Here is a 19529-nt window from a genome sequence, read left to right as displayed (position 1 = left end):
GAGCGGTCGATTGGTCGCGTTCGAGGGACCGAACGAAGTCGGCAAGACGACCGTTTCGCGTGAACTGGCGCACCAGCTCAGTGCGAGCGGCCGATCGTGCGAGTGGCATGCATTTCCAGGCCGGTCTCCGGGCACGCTCGGACAACATATCTATGACCTGCATCATAGACCGGCGTCGTTCGGTCTGGGTGAGGTCGCTCCTTCCGCGATCCAGGCGCTGCACATCGCAGCGCATCTCGATGCCATCGAGCGCACGATCCTGCCTAAGCTAGCGGCCGGCGTCGATATCGTGCTGGACCGCTATTGGTGGTCCACGATCGCCTATGGCGTTGCGACAGGCGTCCCATCGCGGCTATTGGACAGTCTCGTCGCGTCGGAGCTTATCGCATGGAACGGTTTGCAGCCGACGCTGGTTGTTGTTCTTGACCGCTCCTTCGCGAAGCCGCGATCGCAGGAACGATCCTGCGCCGATGTGCTCCAACGAGAATATCGGCGGCTCTTGGAAGCCGCCGGCGGTCGACATGCTGCCTGCTTCGTCGACAATAATGGAACGGTCGAGCAAACCGTCGCCGGGGTGGCCGATTTGCTCGGCAGGCTGAATACGCCCGTGGGGGACGTCGAGTGAGAGACCTTTTCGAGTTCGAGCGCGCGCCGAGCCCGTCCGGCGGACGAAGCTCGTCTAAGCCGACGCCAAGCGACGCTCCCATCCCCACCGAGGTTTTCGACACCTATTGGCGGTTCGCCGCGGAACGGCAGGCGACATATGAGCGCCGACTGCGTTCCGCTCGCCCCCCCTGGACCGAGGACATAATCCTGCGCCGGTTCCGATTCACGAACACGTACCGCGCGTCCGATCGGGTCAGCCAGTTTCTGATCAAGGAGGTGCAATACGCGCCGAACAGGTCCCAGGAGACGCGTGAGCTATTCTTCCGCACGATGCTGTTCAAGATCTTCAACAAGATTGAGACGTGGGAGCAGCTCGAGCAGCACTGTGGCACAATTGAAGCGAGCCGTCCCGACTACGACCGTATGGACGACGTGCTCGAGCGGATGCGTCAGGCCGGTCCGATCTACTCCGCCGCCTACATCATGCCGTCACCAAGGATGGGACGCGAGCGCAAGCACTCTAATCACCTTGCGCTGCTCCGAAAGATGATGGCCGACAATCTGCCGGACCGAATCCGGCAAGCGCAATCGCTGTCTGATGTCTACGAGCTTCTTTTGTCCTATCCGGGCGTCGGCCGGTTCCTGGCGTTCCAATACGCGATCGACCTGAATTACTCGACGATGCTCGACTTCGACGAGGCCGAGTTCGTCGTCGCCGGCCCGGGCGCGCTCGACGGCATCTCGAAATGTTTTTCGTCTACTGCCGGCTGGAGCCCCGAGCGGATCATCATGTGGGTGACCGAGCGCCAAGACCGCGAATTTGCCGCACGTGGGATCGAGTTTTCCGGCCTGGCGGGGCGCCCGCTCAAGCCTATCGACTGCCAGAATCTGTTCTGCGAGATTTCGAAGTACGCCCGGGTGGCTCATCCGTCGGTCGCCGGCGTATCAGGGCGCACGCGAATTAAGCAGTCGTACAGGCATTCGACAAGGCCGTTGCCTGAGCCGTTCTTTCCGCCGAGGTGGGGCATCAATACTTGACTGGCACCGTCCGCAACTTGTGCCAAGTCTCAGGTGCAATGCAGCCAGGCGCCTGTCGAGGCTTCCTCGATCTCAAGAAGCTGCCAATGCATCACAGCGAGCCCCGTTCTCCATCCGGAATTAGGAGAGGAAGTGCTTTTGAAAGACCCTTGGCGCCCTAGCAAGCGCGACAAGCTCGGTATATCGGACAAGACGGGGCTGGACTTCATCGAACACCACCTACCAAGAGATCAACTCCAGCAGGGTACCGGATTGATGCTATCGCTGGGCGACGAACTCTGCGGGAAAGTGGGTTCTCTAACAGTATCGATACATCCTTCCGGCGCAACGAAGCCCGCCCGGCGAATGCTGGAACATCCTAGCCGGCATTAAAGAAGGCAAAAGTCTGGACGACGCCTTGCTGCGCGAAATCGGCGACGAGATGGCCTTAACTTCCGGCGTTCAAGCCGTTGGTAAGGCGCCGCCTCTGGTAGCGGTATATCACTGCCACTAATCATTGTTACCAGCAGTCACAAAGAATGAATCTGGGATACGAATGATCGAATATCCTTCCAAATCGCTTCTTGAACGTTTCGCTCGCGAGATTCCCCTCACTGAGCAGGCCAGCGTACGAAAAAGAGCGGAGGACAGAAGTCCTAGCGGGGCTACGTTCTTGTCACATTCCAGCCAGGACGGAGAGTGGGTGGTCGGCGCAATCCGGTTGCTGGAAGGTCATGGCGCAACAGTGTATATAGACAAGAAAGATTCGAAACTACCGCCTTACACAAACAAAGAGACTGCGGCGGGACTAAAAAATCGGATCCACCAATCCCACAAATTCGTGTTACTGGCATCTAACAACAGCAAGGATAGCCGGTGGGTCCCCTGGGAGCTAGGCATCGCGGACGAACACAAGGGCCTCGGACGCATTGCTATTCTCCCAGCCGTAGATTCAACAAGCGAAACTTCATGGACAAGCTGGGAATACCTTGGTCTTTATAATCGAATAGTTTGGGGTGACTTGAGAGGGCATAAAGATAAAATATGGATGGTTATAGACGAACATAAAAATACTGCTGTCGAATTGGCAAGTTGGCTAAAAAAATAATAAATTATATATGCTATAAAATACGATTTTTGACATAAGAACGCGGCGCACTAAGCAATGACTGGAAACTTCTATTATCCCTCGCGACCCACACGTCGCAAGATATTCGTTAGCTACCATCACGGAGGCGACCAAGGGTACTATGACGATCTTTCCGTTACGATGCACGATCGATTATACCTACTCATGGACAATTCTCTAGAGCGTCAGATCGACAGTAGCAATCATGATTACATCATGCGGCGCATCCGTGAACACCACCTTCATGGCAGCTCTTGTACGGTCGTTCTCTGCGGCGCGAATACATGGCGACGTAAATACGTGGATTGGGAGATTCAAGCGTCGCTAGACCAGCAGATGGGCTTAGTCGGCGTTTGGCTTCCCACACTGCCACTGCTATCTAACAACGGGACAGAGAAGCCCGCGCGTCTTCAGGAAAATATCGATAGCGGGTACGCCGTCTGGATCTCGTGGCGCGACATTGTAGCCACCCCGATGGCACTTACTGATGCCATAGAAACGGCGAATGCCGTACCCAAAAGCTTGATCGTTAATCCTCAAGCCCGAATGGAACGCAACCGATGACTACGAGTGGAAGCGCACCTGCTTACCCTCATATACTCGACCTGCTTCGTATCCATGTCGTATGGGCCGAAGGCTCCGACGAGAGCGCTCGGATCGCAGAGCTCATTTCGAAACATTTTGATGGGATCGGCATGGAGCGGGACGGCGTTGCGTACCGGATACCCGTGCGCTTTGCGAGCACGCCATGGGACACGTCTTCGCCACTTCCTGCCAAATTGGACCTGGGCCGGGCCGTTCACAACGCGATCGTGCTACTCCACGATGACGTTATCCAGGAGAATGTCGGCGCTTGGGACGATTACATTAAAGCGACAAGAGCGGCGATCGCTGCCCGAGGCGCCGTAGACTTCATCATTCCATTCGGCAGTCCGTCTGGCGATCCGGCCCTGCCCTCTGACGCTACGGCCAATGTTCAGTATGCAAATCGACAGGCTTGGGCACGTACGATGATGCCCGCACCGGCCCGCGATAGTCGGTTGCTCCTGCACACTCTCTATCAAATCCGCCACCAATTGGCTCTCTCCGGAGGCGGCGACGGGCAGGAGAAGATATTCGTCAGCCACGCGAAAGCGGATGGCGACGCAACTGCCTCGGCAATCGTCGCTTTCGTGAACGACAAAAGTCAGGATGTCTCGCTCCACACGTTCTACGATGCGAAAGAGTTGAATCCGGGAGAGGATTTCAGCGGTCGCTTCGAAGAGGAAATTAGAGCAGGCACGCTTCTAGCCATCGTTTCTGATGTTTATGACTCAAGACCTTGGTGCGTATTTGAGCTCACAACTGCGAAACGAAAGAGGCGCCCGATTGTGCTCGCTGACGTTGGCCAAAAGCGAACCAGCCGCACCTATCCCTACGGCGCGAACCTTCCCAAGGTTCGGATCTCCCCAACATCCGAAAGTACAGAATGGATCGAGCCGCTTTTGGTTGAGACCCTTTCAGAAGGGTTGCGCTGTGACCTGTTTGAGAGGCAGGCTGCTCGTGTCGTTAGCAATCCCAGTGAAGCACTAATGCTACCCCGCCCTCCAGAACTGTTCGATTTGATCGACGCGGAGACGCTACCTGCACTCATCGTCTACCCGGATCCTCCTCTTGGACTCATTGAAGAGGGTCTGTTGGTCAAGACGCTCAATGCGCTGTCCCCTTCAACACGCTTAGCTACCGTGGGGGAGCTTTCATGACATCGCTCAAGGGCAGGTCGGTCGCACTATCAGTGAGTGATGCACCAGATCGGGCGCGGCTTGGCTTCCCTGCCCGTGAAGTCGATCGCGCGCTTTTCTCAATATGTACGGTATTAGTCCGCGTCGGCGCAAAGATTATCTACGCGGGAAATCTCGATCCCAACGGCTTTACCTTCAGCATATTCAGACATCTCAAGAGCGCTTACGCCTCAGCCCAGGAGACGCCGTTCATTCACATTGTGCCTGAGCCAATCCTGCGAGACGTATCGTTCGACGGGCTTGTCGCTGCTTTGCGCGAAGGAGCGGTAGTCGTTGAGACGCGAATCCACATCGAGGACAACCTGCTTCCCATCCGAGCGGTAGAAGACGGATTACGCATCGGAAACGGCGGGCAGAGAACGAGGCTTAGAAATGATGCTGAGTTCAAGAGCTGGCTCAATGCAAAGCATGAACTTGACAGCGTCACTGCGTACTCGGCGGTCCGGAAAGCTGTGACCGGAATTTCAGATGCGCGCGTGTTGCTCGGTGGCAAAATGGGCCTCCTTGATAACCCGAGCGACGCCTACAAGGGAACCATGCCGGGCATTATCGAGGAGGCAATTCTCGCCCTGCAAGCCGGCATACCGTGTATTCCTCTGGGCGCTTTTGGTGGCGCAGCCCGAGACGCGGCCATTGCGCTAAATATACTGAGCCTTTCGAAACACGTTCCACGCGGCGTTCAATCGCCAACCTATCCTTCGTCCCTCGACCAGATCGCCCTCCTGTGTGACAAAGTTCCCGATGCAATGCGGCCAGCATTGACGGCGCTTGCGGATGATGATCGTGGTGAGCCGATGGCCTACGGTGTTGCTGATGCATTGGAACGGTGGCTGAGCTTGAAGGCGGGCGCTTGCGCCTGGGAATAAGCGCTTGCGCTTGGCGATCGCCTTCCAAATGCGATTTCCGACGGGACCGGCCGGCTGATCCAATAATTAACCGGCCACAGTTCCGAGAATTAACCGGTCGGGATTCCGATCATTGTCCGGCCAGGGCGGGGGTTCGTTCTGGATCCTGTTTCTGGATGTCGTGATTGGTGCTTCTGGTCAAGCCGAAGTCGCTGCGAGCAGCTCCGGTTGGCGCTTTCTCAGGCTCTCTCCGGTGAGTTCGATGCGATAGGCATTGTGGGCGATGCGATCCATGATCGCGTCGGCGATGGTAGGATTGCCGATGATCTCATACCAGCGGTCCACGGGGATCTGGCTGGTGATGATGGTGGCGCGGCGCTCGTAGCGATCCTCGGTGAGTTCGAGGAGATCGCGGCGCTGGGTGTCGTCGAGCTTTTCCGGGCCCCAGTCGTCGATGATGAGGAGTTCGACCCTGGCGAGGGCCTTGAGCAGGCGGGCATACCGGCCCTGGTCACGGGCTTGGGCCAGGGTGGCGAAGAGTCTGGGCGCACGATGGTAGGCGACGGAGATATCGTCGCGGCAAGCCTTGTGCCCGAGGGCGCAGGCGAGCCAGCTCTTGCCGACGCCGGCCGGGCCGGTGATCAGCAAGCTGCGATGCTGGCGGATCCAGTCACCGCTGGCGAGCTTGAGGAAGAGCCCGCGGTCGAGGCCGCGCGCCGCCTTGAAGTAGACATCCTCGAGCTGGCATTGTGGCGCAGTGAGGCGGCGCGAGCGCGGTTCTCGAAGCGCTTCTGACGGCGCATCGTGCTCTCGCGTTCGAGCAGGAGGGCAAGCCAGTCGGCATGTTCGAGGGCGCGGGCTTCGGGCTGGGCCTGGAGCTCCTGGAAGCCCTTGGCCATGCCGTGCAGACCGAGTTCGGCGAGCAAGGTCATGGTGGGATGGATCAACACGCTGTCTCCTGGTCAGTGGAAGTAGCCCGGGCCGCGCAGATTGCTGTGCTCGATGATGGCGGCGGGTTCGGTGGCGGTCCGGGCCGCGGCCGACGATTGCCGGGCGACGATGGCAGCGACGGCGCGGTAGGCGAACGCGCCGATCTCGAGAGCGCGCGCGGAGACGGCCTCGGCCTGGGCCGGCCTGAGGTCGCGGAACAGGCGCAGCACGCCGAGGCAGGTCCGGAAGCCATGCTCGGGATGGGGGCGGTTGGCCAGGATGGCGATGACCAGACCCTCCGTGTTCGGGCCGACCGTCGCCGCCCAGCGCCGGAGCCGTTCCGGGCTCCAGTCGGCATAGCGCCGGTGCGAGCTCGGCATGTGGTCCGGGTTGGTGCCATGTCGGCGGCCGCCATAGCGACGCTGGTGGGCGGCGACGCGCTGGCCGCGATGGAAGACTTCGATCGTGCGGCTGGTGGCGCGCAGATCGACCTGCTCCCGGATCAGCCCATAGGGCACGGAGTAGAAGAAGCCGTCATACTCGACGTGGTAATCGACGCCGGTGCGGGCCAGGCGCCACTCGGCGAACTCGTAATCTTCGGGCAGCGCCGCCAGTGCCGGCCGCTAGACGGTGTCGAAAGAGATGACGACGGGTGACGCCGAGGCGACGGATGACATGATCGTTGATCCGGCCGACGGCCTCGCCGATCGCGGCATTGGCCTCGGTCAGCGAGAAGAAGGTCTGGTTGCGCAAGCGTCCCAGGATGGCGCTCTGCGCGAAGCGAACTCCGTTCTCAACCTTGGCCTTGTCGCGGGGCTTGCGCGGCCGGGCCGGCAGCACGCCGACGCCGTAGTGCGAAGCCATCATGCCGTAGCTGCGGTTGATCTGGGGATCGTAGAACGAGGCCTTGTTGACCCCGGCCTTGAGATTATCCGGCACGATCAAGCGCGGAACGCCGCCGAAAAACCGGAACATCCGCACATGCGAGCCGATCCAGTCCGGCAGGCCTTGTGTCCAGCTCGCCTCGGCGAAGGTGAAGTTCGAGGCGCCGAGCACGCCGACGAAAATCTCGGCCTCCCGGATGACGCCGGTCCGGGCATCGACAATGCCGAGCTTCTGGCCGGAATAGTCGACGAAGACCTTGTCGCCGGCGACATGCTCCTGCCGCATCGTCGGCGACAATCGCTGCTGGAAGCCCCAGCACCCGGCCGATCTCGCGGGCACTCACCCCGCCATGGGCAAGCCGCAGCATCTGCCGCAGTTCTCTCATCGTCAGCTTCCTCTTCTTCGGCATCGCAGGCTCCGTCTCGGATGAAACGGAAATCCTGATGCCCGAGTGGCTGACCCAGAGCGCTCATACCCCCGGCTGGTGGCCGGTTCTTAATCGGAATGGTGGCCGGAGAATTATCGGAATCCCGGCCGATCAATTATCGGAATGGTGGCCGGTCGAAATCGGAATCCGCATTCCAAAAGCTCAAGGCCCAATCCAAGCGGCGCCAAGGCTCTCGGTATCCCTCCGGCGAGGGCCGCCTGGTTTGATCTGAAGCCGCTGTCCAGCCTGCAGTCACACTGTTGGCAGCGATCCAGCTGTGGTGCTGGAGAACGGTCGTGGGCGACGAGACCAATGTACGACGTAGGCATTGGAACTGGGACGAGTAAGCGTTCCGTCGTCGAGGAGGGCGCAACCAGCGGTAACATCATCGCGACAGAGAATCTTCATGGCATTAGGCTGAACAGACCTATCGCTGGCGAGACCGGCTGCTTGGACGGCACGAGCTACCGGTGTTTGCGGTCGTCTCGATCGTTCCTGATCCGCCGGAGGCGCTTCCGGCACCAGTGCCGGATATCGAGCGTCCGGATGGTGACGTAGTCTTGGCCGCAGTGCCGGAGGACCATCGGATCGAGATCACGAGCGCAGGCGGACAGATGCTCGTCGCCATCGGCGGTGCTGATTTCCGGCTCATATAGCCCGACTGCCACTCCGAAATCGGTCAATGGCTTTGCTGATCGCGGCAGTCAGACCTATGGCAGCGATGTCCCCGCCCCTGAACAGCGAGGCTGTAATGTCCTGGGCACCGTCGGTGACCGTGAGACCGTCGTTTCCCTCGTGAATGACGATCGTGCGCGAGGATGCGTCGATCTCAAGCTTCTGCCAGTTCCATGCGACCAGGACGCCTTCGCTGGTGCGCATGACGCTCTCTGCGAGACGCGGCTCGGAGGCTGACCAGCCGGGGGGCAGCGCAACGGCTTCCAGAACTGTCTGAAAGACAATCGTGCAGCGGCTGCAGCCAACCCCGTCTACTAGATGCTTGATAAGTTGCTCCCTCGTCTTCTTTCGCCAGGGATCGTCGGGTCCGCCGATTTGGTCCTCGTCGAGCCAGGCCGTGTAACCGAGGCGCGCCAAGTCGTCGCGCAGGGTCCGCGCGGCAGGGAGATGCTTTCGGATTTTGTAACTGATGAACGCGTCGAATTTCCATTCCGTTCGCCAGCTCAGGGCTGGAAAGTCGCCCGGCCTGGCCGGGGCGCTAAGAAGAGGTGGACCCGATTCATAAATCGGCAGCGACACGCGTTCGGCCTGCGTCTCGCCCCCCTCGACGGCCAGCCAGCTTAAGCGCCCATCCACGTAATCAAGCAGCAGCGTCCTGCCTGTCGAGCGAAGCGATTCGACGAGCTGCTCGTCACGAAAGACGCGGGCGGCCTGAAGACTGAGTTCAAAATCGAGGTTTCGCGCGTTGTTCTGCGCGGCCAGGACCAAAGCCGCTGCGTCGCTCAAAGCAATGGCGATCCCGACGCGCTTGGCCAGGCCGTCAGCTCCTCGCCTGACTATTTCTGCACGGTCGTCGAGACTGAGTGGTTCGAGCTGTATCGCGGCGTCAAGCGCGGCGGCGACATTGGGAAATTTCGCCGCCAGCGTCCGGCTCCAGTCGCCGGGCGTGGCACGTTCTGCCTCCGCGAGTGTCGCGGAAAAAGCGTGTGACGCGCTGAGGATCACGAGCGAATCGGGAAACGCTCTCGAGTGTCCGTTACCAAGCATAATTCCGCCCGTGGCGAGCAGGAACTCGATCGCTTCCAAATTACCCTCAGCGAAATCGAACAGCTTGAGGAAGAGGAGGAGAGGCCCCGGACTCGCTGCTTCGAGATCGCGGTTTAAGCGCAGCGGACCATCGTATCCGGAACAGGAATGTTTAACGAACCGCGATGAGAACAGTGTCTTCGCGATGCTCGCGGCAAGGAGCTCCTTGCCTACGGACGTCGGCCCCGCGAACAGTAGACGCAACGGAAAGCGCGGTTCCGGTTCGTCCCGCCAAGCTGCTATGCACTGGGACGCCGCAGCAACGGCGGGCCGCTGTCCCGCAATTTCGCGCGAAAGGGACTCGGCAATCTCGAGCGCAACGCCTACCAACTTTGGCATCGAACCGCCTCCGACCATGCTAAGTCTGAAATGAAGTAGGATGGCGAATTATACTTGGGCGTCGGATGCCCGCAATTGTTGTCGCGTCGTTTTCCGATGTTCCTACCGCATCGCCATCGTCTCGCTCACAGGCTAGGTTAGCTGGAAGCGACGCCGCCCCCGTTGTGAGCGCGCGATTGGCCCGCCCTGCGGCTTATGCCGCAAGCGTGCCTTAGGATTGCGAGACCAACCGGTGATCTAGGAGGGAGACCCAGGACCGCGGCCTTTCCAAGCCCCCATCCGATGCGTGACCAATCACCTCGGCATGAGGTATTGAAGGGATCGGTTTCAACCTAATGTGGAGCGTGCTCGCGGGAGAAGGGACCGGCACGAGTTTTCGCGCTATTTTTGCCGCCGAGGATCATTTAGGGGCGTAGCGACGTGCGGATCGCCGAGAAGATTGCGCTCATTGACAAGATCGGCCGGGAGCTACAGAGCCGCTATGGGTACGATGGCATAGACGTCTTCCTGGGCGAGTTCCACATCGACCCGCCGGTCAACGTTACGGCCAACAGCAAATGGGTATATGTGAAATCCGCGCTGCGCGGAGTTTCGGATGACGTTGTCGTCCGGATCGCGCAGGAGCTTGATATGGTCGTGCCAGGCTCGCCGGGCCATCTGCTCGTGCCGCCCCGCAATTGGAAAGACACCAATCTATTCCGACTCTTCATCAGCCACATCTCCAAGGATAAGCTGAAGGCGACTAGGCTGAAAGAATGCCTGCTGCCCTATGCTATCATCGGGTTCGTCGCTCACGAGGATATTCACCCGACCCTTGAATGGCAGTTAGAGATCGAACGCGGTCTCCAGACCATGGACGCCTTCATCGCTGTCCATACGGTTGGCTTTTCGCAAAGCTACTGGACGCAGCAGGAAATCGGGTTCGCGATTGGGCGCGGCATTAAGGTGATCTCGTTCAAAATGGACGAGGACCCGACGGGCTTTATCTCCAAGCAACAAGCCTTGTCGCGGCGAGATCGAACGGCGGAGGAGATCGCCAAGGAAATCGATGCCTTGCTTTCTGAAGATGTCCGAACTGCGGAGCGCCTAGCCGAGGCAAAAGCATCACTTAAGCCGGCGAGTTCAGCGCTAGATGAGGACATCCCATTCTAACGGGCTTCGACCAGATCAAGTCCAATCAATGCGCCAGAAACTGCCCGTGCTTCGCCCCCGAACGAGCGGGCTGACCCAGTGCCCCCTATCGACTCTTTGACAATGTGAATTTGATCTATGCGATTTGGACACACTGGGCCACGACCACGAACGGTCGAGACGCCCAGATCTATCGCGCCAGCCTTTCAGGCAGATCGTCAGCGGCGCGCAGTGACGTCTCCCGAACTTGCCAGAGTCGTCTGCCCGGTGCCGCGATCGCGAGCGCTGTGAACGAGGCAGACTTAGCCGGTTTTCTCCCAGGATACTTTATGCTTGGCATCAGATGATCTTACGCTAGGGTATTAGCGAGCTTTTGGACTTTTTTGATCTCCGGCTGGGGACTCAGGTCAGTGTCAAAAAGATCAAGCGTCATTCGGACAGCCTCCTTTGCGGGCTTGCTGCTGCTGGGCTTTTGGGCTGGTGAGGCCACCCCGGCTTACTCGCAGACCACGGCTTCTATCGAGCTGCTATCCCAGAATGCGGAGTTCCCTTCCGCTGCCGTCATGCCCCTCTTCGATAAGCTCGCGCCTTTCATGGCGAAGGCCGAAGCCGCGAGCGCAGTGCCCGAGTTAAATTGCGGCCGTACAAGTGAAGGCTATTTCAGTTGTTTCAACCCCAAGTCGGTGCTTGAGCCAAACTCAGGCAAGGCTTCGGCCGCTTTGCAGACCCGCAAGCTCGCCCTGCGGACGGTCGAGCTTTACCTTGGCTTGGTAGCTGATCTCTCAGAAGGGCGCGACAAGGTCGCGGTCGAGAAGCGCAGTGTCGAACTGCGGGGCATTTTGAATGCAATAGGGAAGCTTGCCTCGTTGGGCGGTCCAGCGCCTGGTTTCATTGGCCAGCAGGCCAGCAAGGCGATCGGCGAGTTCGTGCTGATCCTCGACAAGAGTACGTCCGAAGCCGCTTTGCGAAAGGCTTTGGTCAACGGCCAGCCGCTCGTAACGCAAATCTTGGACCTGCTGGTGATTGATACCACCAATATGTACGATATCTACAAATCAGGCCGCAATATTGAAATCATCTCCATACAAAATGAAATGATATCAGCTGAGCGTCAAGGTATTTCAAGCAAGAGGGGCCAAAATGATATCGATTCGATTGTGGCTGATGTGAATGATTATTATCAGTCTCTATACTTATACGTAATTTTTTTGAATCAATCCCGCACAGCGGTCGGAGAAATAGGCGGCGCAATTGCCCCGACCGACGCTGAAGCGCGAAAACGCCTGCTAACAGCCGCGCGGCAGCAATCGGCAGCGCAATGGCTTTGGCGATTTCTTGCCGACACTGCGATTCGATCAAGACAATAAGCGTCGCTGACGCCGAAGCGAACAAAGGGGCGCTTGCATGGCAGACCAGATCTCGGCGAGCGACGGCTGGATCGATGACAAGACGTTGTTCGAGGCGCAGAAGCAGGCCGTGAGCCTGGAAGAGGCGGAGAGGATCGGTGCGATACGCCTCCAGTTCGCCAATCAAAGGCTTCAGGCGGCGGCCAAAAGTTTCATCGACGGGTCCCTTACGTATCTCGATCTGATCGGGCAGCTTGAAAAGGGGATCCGGCAGATCGGCCACGCTCCCGAACTCGCGATCCTCTTGCAAAAGGCGCGAGAGTTACAGATCGCGCTTCATCAGAGGGAGCATGCGCAGGGCTCTGATCAAGATGATAATGACGATGACGTGAAGCAGGATGAAGAGAGTAATCCGCCCGATGTCGGTGGGAAAAAGAAGGCTCCTGCGACACGAAGAATCCTGAGGCCTCCGGAGACGTTAACGACCACCGATTTCCATCCCGAATTGGCTCGTGAATATGAAAAACTGTTCCTCGGAAGTGTCATTCGGGAGGAGCGTCAGCACCTTGTGGCCCGCAGTGCCCTCGCAGCTCTCGAGAGCCGCAGTCGCTACGAGCATGTCGGGCGACTCACTGGAATTCCATGGTGGTTCATCGCCGGCATTCACATGCTGGAATCCCAATTCAATTTTGGCGCGCATCTTCACAATGGCGACAGCCTGAGTGCTCGGACCCGCCGAGTGCCGAAGGGACGGCCACAGACCGGGGCGCCACCATTTACCTGGGAAGAAAGCGCGCTGGATGCGCTCAACGCGAAGAAGTTGGCCAGTCTCGGGGACTGGTCGTTGGCTCGCGCGCTGTACCGGTGGGAACGGTATAACGGTGTCGGCTATCGCGCCCGCAAAATCCCATCGCCCTATCTGTGGAGTTTCTCGACGGTCTACGCCAAGGGGAAGTTCATTCGCGATCACACTTTCGATGAGAACGCGGTTTCCCAGCAATGCGGGGCAGCCGTATTGCTCAAATACCTACATGAACGGGGAGAATTGCAGCTCGACTTCGATGATCAGGAGGAAACATCAAGCTTCGACCCCAGCGAGGATATCGGGGGCGCCGTCCTCGATACGGATACCTCTACAGACCTGAGTCCTTTCGCTGCCTTCTGGCGCCAGAATTTGTCCGAGATCATGCACTTCAAGCCAAGAGAATTTCTGTACAAAGGTACCAAGCACGCTAGCAACGGCCTTAATACTGATCCGCCAGATCGGCTATGGCCCAATGTCATTTCTTTGGTGAGAGTCCTTGATCAGGTCCGCTCCTTGATCAATCAACCTGTCAAGCTCATCAGCGTCTATCGCAGTCCTGCTTATAACAAGTCCGTGGGTGGCGCATCGAAGAGTGAACATATGAATTTTACTGCGGCGGATTTTACCGTCAGCGGCGCCGGCTCCGGTCCCGAGGATTGGGCGAGGGTTGTGCATGGACTGAGGGCACGCAAACTCTTCTCCGGCGGCATCGGCGTCTACCCAGCACAGAATTTCGTTCATGTCGATGTTCGTGGATACAATGCAAACTGGTGATGCAACCCGCTTGATCAGTATGTTCAAGATCAGGCTCCAACGTCGAGCTTGCCAGTCTGTTAGTCTGAAATCTTATCACCTGAAACGGATGGGAGAATTCGAGGCTGAGAACGCCCGGTCCCTACAGGCCGTCTTGGGCTCTGATACTCGACGAGGTCGTCCGAAAGGGAGACCCATAACGAAGCGACTGAACCGCGCGCATCGGCCGCCTGCATCGAACAGGCCCGGTTCATTCTGAAAATATCAGAGTGGCGGGTTTTTGAAAAGCAAATGCGTCACAATGGTCTTGGAGGAGTAAGTATGGGCAATGTCGATGCGTGCAAAAGGACCCCTGACCAGAATGCCGCGCATGACTTTTTAGCCGAACTGAGGACACGCATCTCCGTCCAACCTCTGCCATATCAAGCCGGCATCGAGGCAAGCGCACTTGAAAGCCTCTGGCAATTGTTCGCCTACGCCCGGGAGGCCATACAGAAGTATCCTGGCTGCTCGTCCTTCGCACACGACGTGGCTGACATGCTGAACGTCAACGTCAGACCGGTCACCGCAAAGTGGCATCGGGCACACGCGGAGGGACGTCTAAACTCACGCGATGGAGCCGACGAGTTTCGCCAAGACTTGGCCGAGCTCCGCAAGGTGCTGCGGAAGTTTGCTGAACATCTGCACTATCTTGCCTACTCCAGCGAACTCGCGGACCAACCTACCCCACCCGTCATGTCGGAGCATGAGCTAGATCGATGCTTTGATCCGATGCCGTTCGGCATCGCCGCGGACCGATTTGTTCCGGCTTCCAAGACGGCGGCCATCAATGCCGATGAACGCGGCGAAGTGGATCGGCGTCGGGAACGCTTCGGCATCGATCGCGACGGCCAGGACGCCGTGGGCCTCGCCTTGTCCGGCGGCGGCATCCGCTCGGCAACCTTCTGCCTCGGCGGCGTGCAGGTACTGGCCCAGCGTGACCTGTTGAAGGGCGTCGATTTCCTGTCGACCGTTTCAGGCGGTGGATATACGGGCTCATTCCTTTCGAGCAGGCTCGGCAACGGCGAGGCATCCAGCGCCGTCGCCAACCCTGCCGGCCCGGACCCGGATGCCGTCCGTTACCTGCGTCAGAACGCCAAGTACCTGTCCGCCAGTGACCTCAAGAAGCGCTGGGCGATGGCAGTAAGCGTATTGGCAGGGATGCTCCTGAACTGGTGCGGGCTGTTGGCCTTGATTGCCGGGGCGGCGCTCGCCGCGCAGATCTTCGTCCACTATTTCGGGCGCCCACCGTGGCAAAGTCTCGTCATTGGATCGGCTGCCGCTACGGGGATTGCGCTTTGCTTCTATGGCTGGCGTCTGAGCTCGGGCAGCCGCGACGAGATCTGGCCGCCCAGGCTGCTCGGCGGTCTAGCCGCTTTGACGAGCGCACTCGTGGCGTGCTGGCTGATCCACGTCGGCTACGACCTCGCGACCCGTACGCTGCTGCCGCACTGGAAAAGCATAACGGTTGGGGGCTCCATCATCGCCGCGGCGCCGACGGTCCTGCGTATCGTGCCGGTTCTCCGCCGGCCCACCGTGAGGCGCATCGCACTGCGGGCTCTGTTGGTCCTGGCGGGAATCGTACTTCCCCTGATGGCGCTCACCGCCTTCTACATCATGCTCGGTCTGGCGTGGCAGCCTCTTCTCGCGATCGCCATCGTCGCATCCCTTACGGCCGCCACCCTAAACATCAACCTCACAGGGCCGCACCGACTCTATCGGGACCACCTTGGCAAGACCTTCGTCGATCGCAGTGAACTCGATCAAGGCAAACCAATTCCGCTCAAGGATCTCAATCCCGAAGGCCTAGCCCCTTACCATCTCATCAATACGACCGTGAACCTGCCGTCCAGCACGAGCGCCACCCTGCGGGACCGCAAAGGAGACTTCTTTCTATTCTCCAAACACTGGTGCGGCGCGCCGGCGATAGGCTACATGCGCACCGGCGACTGGCGGATGAATAGACATGAGCCGGATCTGGCGACGGCAATGGCCGTCTCCGGCGCCGCCTTCTCGTCCCATATGGGGCTAGCCTCGATGCCGACCCTGTCGGCACTCCTCGCATTTCTCAATGTCAGGTTGGGCTTCTGGATCCGTAACCCCGAGCAGCGCTCATATTTCGAGACACCGGGGCTAAATCACCTCCTTCGCGAGATGACGGGCGTCGGAATGTCCGAAAAGGAGCCATGGCTCAATCTGTCCGATGGCGGGCACATCGAGAACATGGCCGTGTACGAGCTGCTGAGACGGCGCTGCAAATTCATTATCTCGATAGACGGCGAGGCCGATCCGAAATGTTCGTTTCACGGCCATCTGACGTTGGTCCGACACGCGCAGATCGACCTCGGCATCCGCATCGATTCAACGCTGGAGGACCTTCGTCCCAGTCCCGCGTCGAAGTTCAGCAAGACCCACTACATGTTTTGCCGTATTAGATACCCCGACGAGGCGGGTAAACCCGGAACCCTAGGTCTCCTGCTTTACATCAAGCTGTCGGTTACCGGAAACGAAGCGGAGCTGATCAAACGATACCATCTGCTTCACCCGGACTTCCCGCATCAGTCCACGCTCGACCAGTTCTTCGACGAGGAACAATTCGAGGCATATCGTCAACTTGGCGCGCACGTGATGGAGAGCCTGTTCTCAAAGCCGCTGGTCGGCGACACCCAGCCCGCGACCGTTCGCGGCTGGTTTCGCGGACTGGCCTGCAGCCTGCTCCAGCCGGTCGAGCCGACATCGAAACGGACCGGCGAACAGCTGTCGGAGACGTCGGCGAGCGACGCCCGATGACCGAGACCGCACTAACCCTGTCGGTAGGCCCCGCATCTAGCGGCCAAGCCGCCGCAAAGCCGATCTTTCTGTGTCACAACAGCCTGGACAAAGACACGGTCAAGCAAATCGCCGATATGCTCGACCTTGAGTTCGGCTTGCCTTTCTTCATCGACTCCTACGCAATCCCGACAGGCGAAGCCTTCCTGCCGTGGATCGAGCGATCATTGGCCGAGGCGTCCGGCGTCGCCATCTTTCTCGGCGCGAACGGCTGGGGCCCGACCCATCTCTGGGAGGCCGAGAAGGCGCTGGTGCGGTACGGGACCGATCCCGGCTTCAAGCTGATTCCGGTAGCCCTGCCCGGGATCGCTCAGGCAGACATGAAGCAACTCGGCTCCGGTAGGATCTTCCAGGACATAAACTGGGCCGATTTTCGCAAGGGGCCGAATGACCGCGACAGCCTTGAAAAGCTGAAGGCTGCCCTGACCGGCGAAAAGCTACCGCAATATCGCGGGCCCGCTCGGCTAACCCCGCATCAGATCAGGCGCGACGCCCAACGGTGGGCCAACGAGAAGCACGATAGAAGCATCCTCTACAAGGGTGCACAACTTGACCAAGCGGACGCGATAGTTCGCGACAACCCCGACTTCGTCGTCGCCTCGGAGGTCATGCCCTTCTTGACGGCGGCGCACGAGAATCACCGGCGCTTTTGGAAGCGGGCGGCGATCGGAAGCGCAGGCGTAGGGGCCGTGCTATTGGGCTTGGCGATCTCAAGCTTCGTCGGCTATCGACTTGCCGAAGACAGGCGCGTGGCTTCCCTGTCGCGGCAATTGGCTATCGCTAGCCGTGAAGCGCCGGGCGCGGACCGACAGCTGCTGATTGCCAGCCAGGCGTTTCTCGCAGCCCCGACGACGGAGGCCCGAGGAGCCCTGCTCGAAAGAATCGAGGCCTTCCGGCACCTGCGCCGTCTCCTCCATCTCCCTTCGCCCCTCGAATCCGTGGCCGTCGATGCCGCCAGCGGCGACATCCTGGCAGGCACCAACCATGGTCGCCTCCTCACGGCTTCGCCTACCGGGACGGCGGTCCTTGACCTGACCTCGCCGACGGATGCCGATCACGCCGCGACCGCGATCATAAAGGTTGGCGACGCCGTCTGGCTCGGAAGGGCCGACGGCCGCATCGAGACCATGTCGAAGTCAGGGGCCAAAAAGTTGCTCCTCGAGCCCGCCAAGAACACACCGGACCACCGAGACGCCGCCATCAGGACGTTGGCGTTCCAGCGGGATGGCCGATTGATCGCCGCGGGCTCGGGCTCGGGGCGTCTCACGATTCTCGATCGGGACGGCGCGATCTGCCTGGACCACGACGAAGGATCGGAAAATCGCGTCACTGCGCTGGACTTTGACCCTCGCGGCCGCTGGCTGGCGGCCGGCGTGAGCAACGCCGTGATGTTCATCGACCTGAGAACCTGCACCGAGGGGCCGCGCTATCCACGGCTCGAAGGTGATGCACTCGCGCTTCGCTTCGCGGAGGATGGCGACCTCTTAATTGTGAGCAATCGCGGTCAGCTTCTGCGATTGCACCAAAGCGGCAATGACTTCGAACGAACTGGAGACATGCGCGATCTGGCCGGACTATGGGTCAGTGCAGCCATCGATGCGCGCGGCCGACACCTCGCTCTTGGCAACGCATCGGGAGCCGTTTTCCTTTACGACAACATCGGCAGCCCCGCTGGTTTCAACTCCGTGCCGATGCACGGCAATGCCGTCACTGCGCTCGCTTTCTCCATCGATGGCGACACCCTGGTCTCGGCATCGAGAGATGGGATGGTGGCCTTGTGGGATCTCTCCGGCCAATCCGGACTCTCTCGCGAGCTTCCGGCCGCCCTCCCTGACTCCTCCGAGATGCGCATCGCGGCCGATGGCGGTTTGACCTCCGCCACGACGATGCTCGGAAATGCAGGCGCGTGGCAACTCAAGTCGGAGCAGTGGGAAAGGAGGATCGACTTTGAGGCAGCCACCCGAGAAGCTCTGGGGCCCGATTCCCTGAAGGATGCCGAGGATGCCAGACCGCCGGCGCCGGGCTTCACGGACGTCGACAGTGCAATCCCCGCAGTGGCGATGGATCGTTCGGGACATAGAATCGCTTGGTCGACCAGGCGTGGCGCCCTTCTCTGGACCACGCTCGACGGCAGCGCCGGGCCCGCGCGGATCCTTGATCGGGGTAGTGGAGGGGACCGCGGATCGATCGCAATGTCTCCAGACGGCAGGTGGCTGGCCAGCTTCGCCCCCGACAAGGGCGCCGTTTTCTTAATGGATTTGTCGGGGTCCTCCGCGCCCACGCGAATCAAGCTTCCCGGTCCAGGACGTTCGGCCGTTTTCGACGAATTGGGCCAGCGTCTCGCGATTGGGCTCGAAGGAGGCAAAGTCGCGCTCTTCAAAGGCAATACCGGTTGGGGAGCCGCCAGTCGTCTAGTTCAGATTCACGACGCCGACGTAGCCGGGCTACTGTTCGCACCGGACGGCGAGCATCTCCTTTCCTTTGGCTCCGGCGGTGGCGGTGGCGACCGGACGGTGGCCATCACGAATTTGCCCGACCTCGCAACTGTACGGCGCCTCCAGAGCCGACAAGCGAGCGGCAGCGTAGCGGCGCTGGCAAGCGGAGCGGGACTTCTGGCGGCCGGCGATCACGATGGCCGTGTCTTGATCTGGAGCCTCACGGATTTCCGCTTCCTCGGCGCTCTGCCGGCCGGATCGAGCGTAGCCTCCGCGCTCGCTGTCGATACGCCTGGAAAACGCATGGTCACTTATAGTGCAGACGGCTCGCTTCTATCCTGGGATCTTGACGTTTCGCAATGGCTGCGGATGGCCTGCGAGAAAGCCAACCGGACCCTACGCCAGGAAGAATGGCAAGAACTGCTCCCCGATGAGCCCTACGTGCCAGCCTGCCGATAGTGGGCCGTAAAC

Annotated in this window: 13 protein-coding genes and 2 pseudogenes; 12 read left to right on the top strand and 3 right to left on the bottom strand. The window is 59.7% G+C overall.

Annotated features, from left to right (window positions below; genetic code table 11):
* The first annotated feature begins 10 nt into the window (after nucleotides 1-10).
* From ACQKLX_RS21340 to ACQKLX_RS21315, 6 genes are all read left to right on the top strand, one after another.
* Nucleotides 11-625, top strand: a complete 615-nt coding sequence (locus ACQKLX_RS21340; protein ID WP_427363565.1) for a dTMP kinase — start codon at nucleotides 11-13, stop codon at nucleotides 623-625.
* Nucleotides 622-1644, top strand: a complete 1023-nt coding sequence (locus ACQKLX_RS21335) for a nucleotide kinase domain-containing protein (RefSeq protein WP_427363564.1) — start codon at nucleotides 622-624, stop codon at nucleotides 1642-1644. The genes ACQKLX_RS21340 and ACQKLX_RS21335 overlap by 4 nt, the downstream gene beginning before the upstream one ends.
* A gap of 535 nt (nucleotides 1645-2179) precedes the next feature.
* Complete coding sequence (locus ACQKLX_RS21330) at nucleotides 2180-2731, top strand: toll/interleukin-1 receptor domain-containing protein (protein WP_427363563.1); 552 nt, start codon at nucleotides 2180-2182, stop codon at nucleotides 2729-2731.
* Between the two features lie 57 nt (nucleotides 2732-2788).
* Nucleotides 2789-3316: a TIR domain-containing protein gene (locus tag ACQKLX_RS21325; RefSeq protein WP_427363562.1), complete on the top strand. Its 528-nt coding sequence runs from the start codon at nucleotides 2789-2791 to the stop codon at nucleotides 3314-3316.
* The gene (locus ACQKLX_RS21320; protein ID WP_427363561.1) at nucleotides 3313-4494 is read left to right on the top strand and encodes a toll/interleukin-1 receptor domain-containing protein; all 1182 of its coding nucleotides are present in this window, start codon (nucleotides 3313-3315) and stop codon (nucleotides 4492-4494) included. The genes ACQKLX_RS21325 and ACQKLX_RS21320 overlap by 4 nt, the downstream gene beginning before the upstream one ends.
* Complete coding sequence (locus ACQKLX_RS21315) at nucleotides 4491-5399, top strand: hypothetical protein (RefSeq protein ID WP_427363560.1); 909 nt, start codon at nucleotides 4491-4493, stop codon at nucleotides 5397-5399. Before ACQKLX_RS21320 ends, ACQKLX_RS21315 begins: the two co-directional genes overlap by 4 nt.
* Nucleotides 5400-5576: 177 nt before the next feature.
* Here ACQKLX_RS21315 and istB read toward each other — a convergent pair.
* Nucleotides 5577-6328: pseudogene (gene istB / locus ACQKLX_RS21310) on the bottom strand (IS21-like element helper ATPase IstB).
* Between the two features lie 12 nt (nucleotides 6329-6340).
* A pseudogene (gene istA, locus ACQKLX_RS21305) lies at nucleotides 6341-7481 on the bottom strand (IS21 family transposase); the annotation flags it as partial.
* Nucleotides 7482-8090: 609 nt separating this feature from the next.
* On the opposite strand from istA, the gene ACQKLX_RS21300 reads away from it, so the two are divergent.
* A complete protein-coding gene (locus ACQKLX_RS21300) occupies nucleotides 8091-8276 on the top strand; it encodes a hypothetical protein (protein WP_427363559.1) in 186 nt (61 codons plus the stop codon).
* On the opposite strand, the gene ACQKLX_RS21295 is transcribed toward ACQKLX_RS21300, so the two are convergent.
* Nucleotides 8269-9585 carry a hypothetical protein gene (locus ACQKLX_RS21295; protein ID WP_427363558.1) on the bottom strand — a complete coding sequence of 439 codons (1317 nt, stop codon included), beginning with the start codon at nucleotides 9583-9585 and terminating at the stop codon, nucleotides 8269-8271. The two genes, ACQKLX_RS21300 and ACQKLX_RS21295, sit on opposite strands and share 8 nt — an antisense overlap.
* 555 nt (nucleotides 9586-10140) lie before the next feature.
* On the opposite strand from ACQKLX_RS21295, the gene ACQKLX_RS21290 reads away from it, so the two are divergent.
* The 5 genes from ACQKLX_RS21290 (at nucleotide 10141) to ACQKLX_RS21270 (ending at nucleotide 19517) form a co-directional block, all read left to right on the top strand.
* Nucleotides 10141-10872, top strand: coding sequence for a toll/interleukin-1 receptor domain-containing protein (locus ACQKLX_RS21290; RefSeq protein ID WP_427363557.1), 732 nt, complete (start codon nucleotides 10141-10143; stop codon nucleotides 10870-10872).
* A 434-nt stretch (nucleotides 10873-11306) separates the two neighbouring features.
* Nucleotides 11307-12218, top strand: coding sequence for a hypothetical protein (locus ACQKLX_RS21285; RefSeq protein WP_427363556.1), 912 nt, complete (start codon nucleotides 11307-11309; stop codon nucleotides 12216-12218).
* Between the two features lie 37 nt (nucleotides 12219-12255).
* The gene (locus ACQKLX_RS21280) at nucleotides 12256-13776 is read left to right on the top strand and encodes a D-Ala-D-Ala carboxypeptidase family metallohydrolase (RefSeq protein WP_427363555.1); all 1521 of its coding nucleotides are present in this window, start codon (nucleotides 12256-12258) and stop codon (nucleotides 13774-13776) included.
* Between the two features lie 300 nt (nucleotides 13777-14076).
* The gene (locus ACQKLX_RS21275) at nucleotides 14077-16584 is read left to right on the top strand and encodes a patatin-like phospholipase domain-containing protein (RefSeq protein ID WP_427363554.1); all 2508 of its coding nucleotides are present in this window, start codon (nucleotides 14077-14079) and stop codon (nucleotides 16582-16584) included.
* Nucleotides 16581-19517: a toll/interleukin-1 receptor domain-containing protein gene (locus tag ACQKLX_RS21270; RefSeq protein ID WP_427363553.1), complete on the top strand. Its 2937-nt coding sequence runs from the start codon at nucleotides 16581-16583 to the stop codon at nucleotides 19515-19517. The genes ACQKLX_RS21275 and ACQKLX_RS21270 overlap by 4 nt, the downstream gene beginning before the upstream one ends.
* Nucleotides 19518-19529 lie beyond the last annotated feature (12 nt).

Origin of the sequence: Allobosea sp. NPDC003192 (assembly GCF_050275675.1) — a bacterium.
Taxonomy (GTDB): Bacteria; Pseudomonadota; Alphaproteobacteria; order Rhizobiales; family Beijerinckiaceae; genus Allobosea.
The sequence above is the reverse complement of the archived record's forward strand: the minus strand, read 5'-3'. Positions and strand labels throughout refer to the sequence as shown.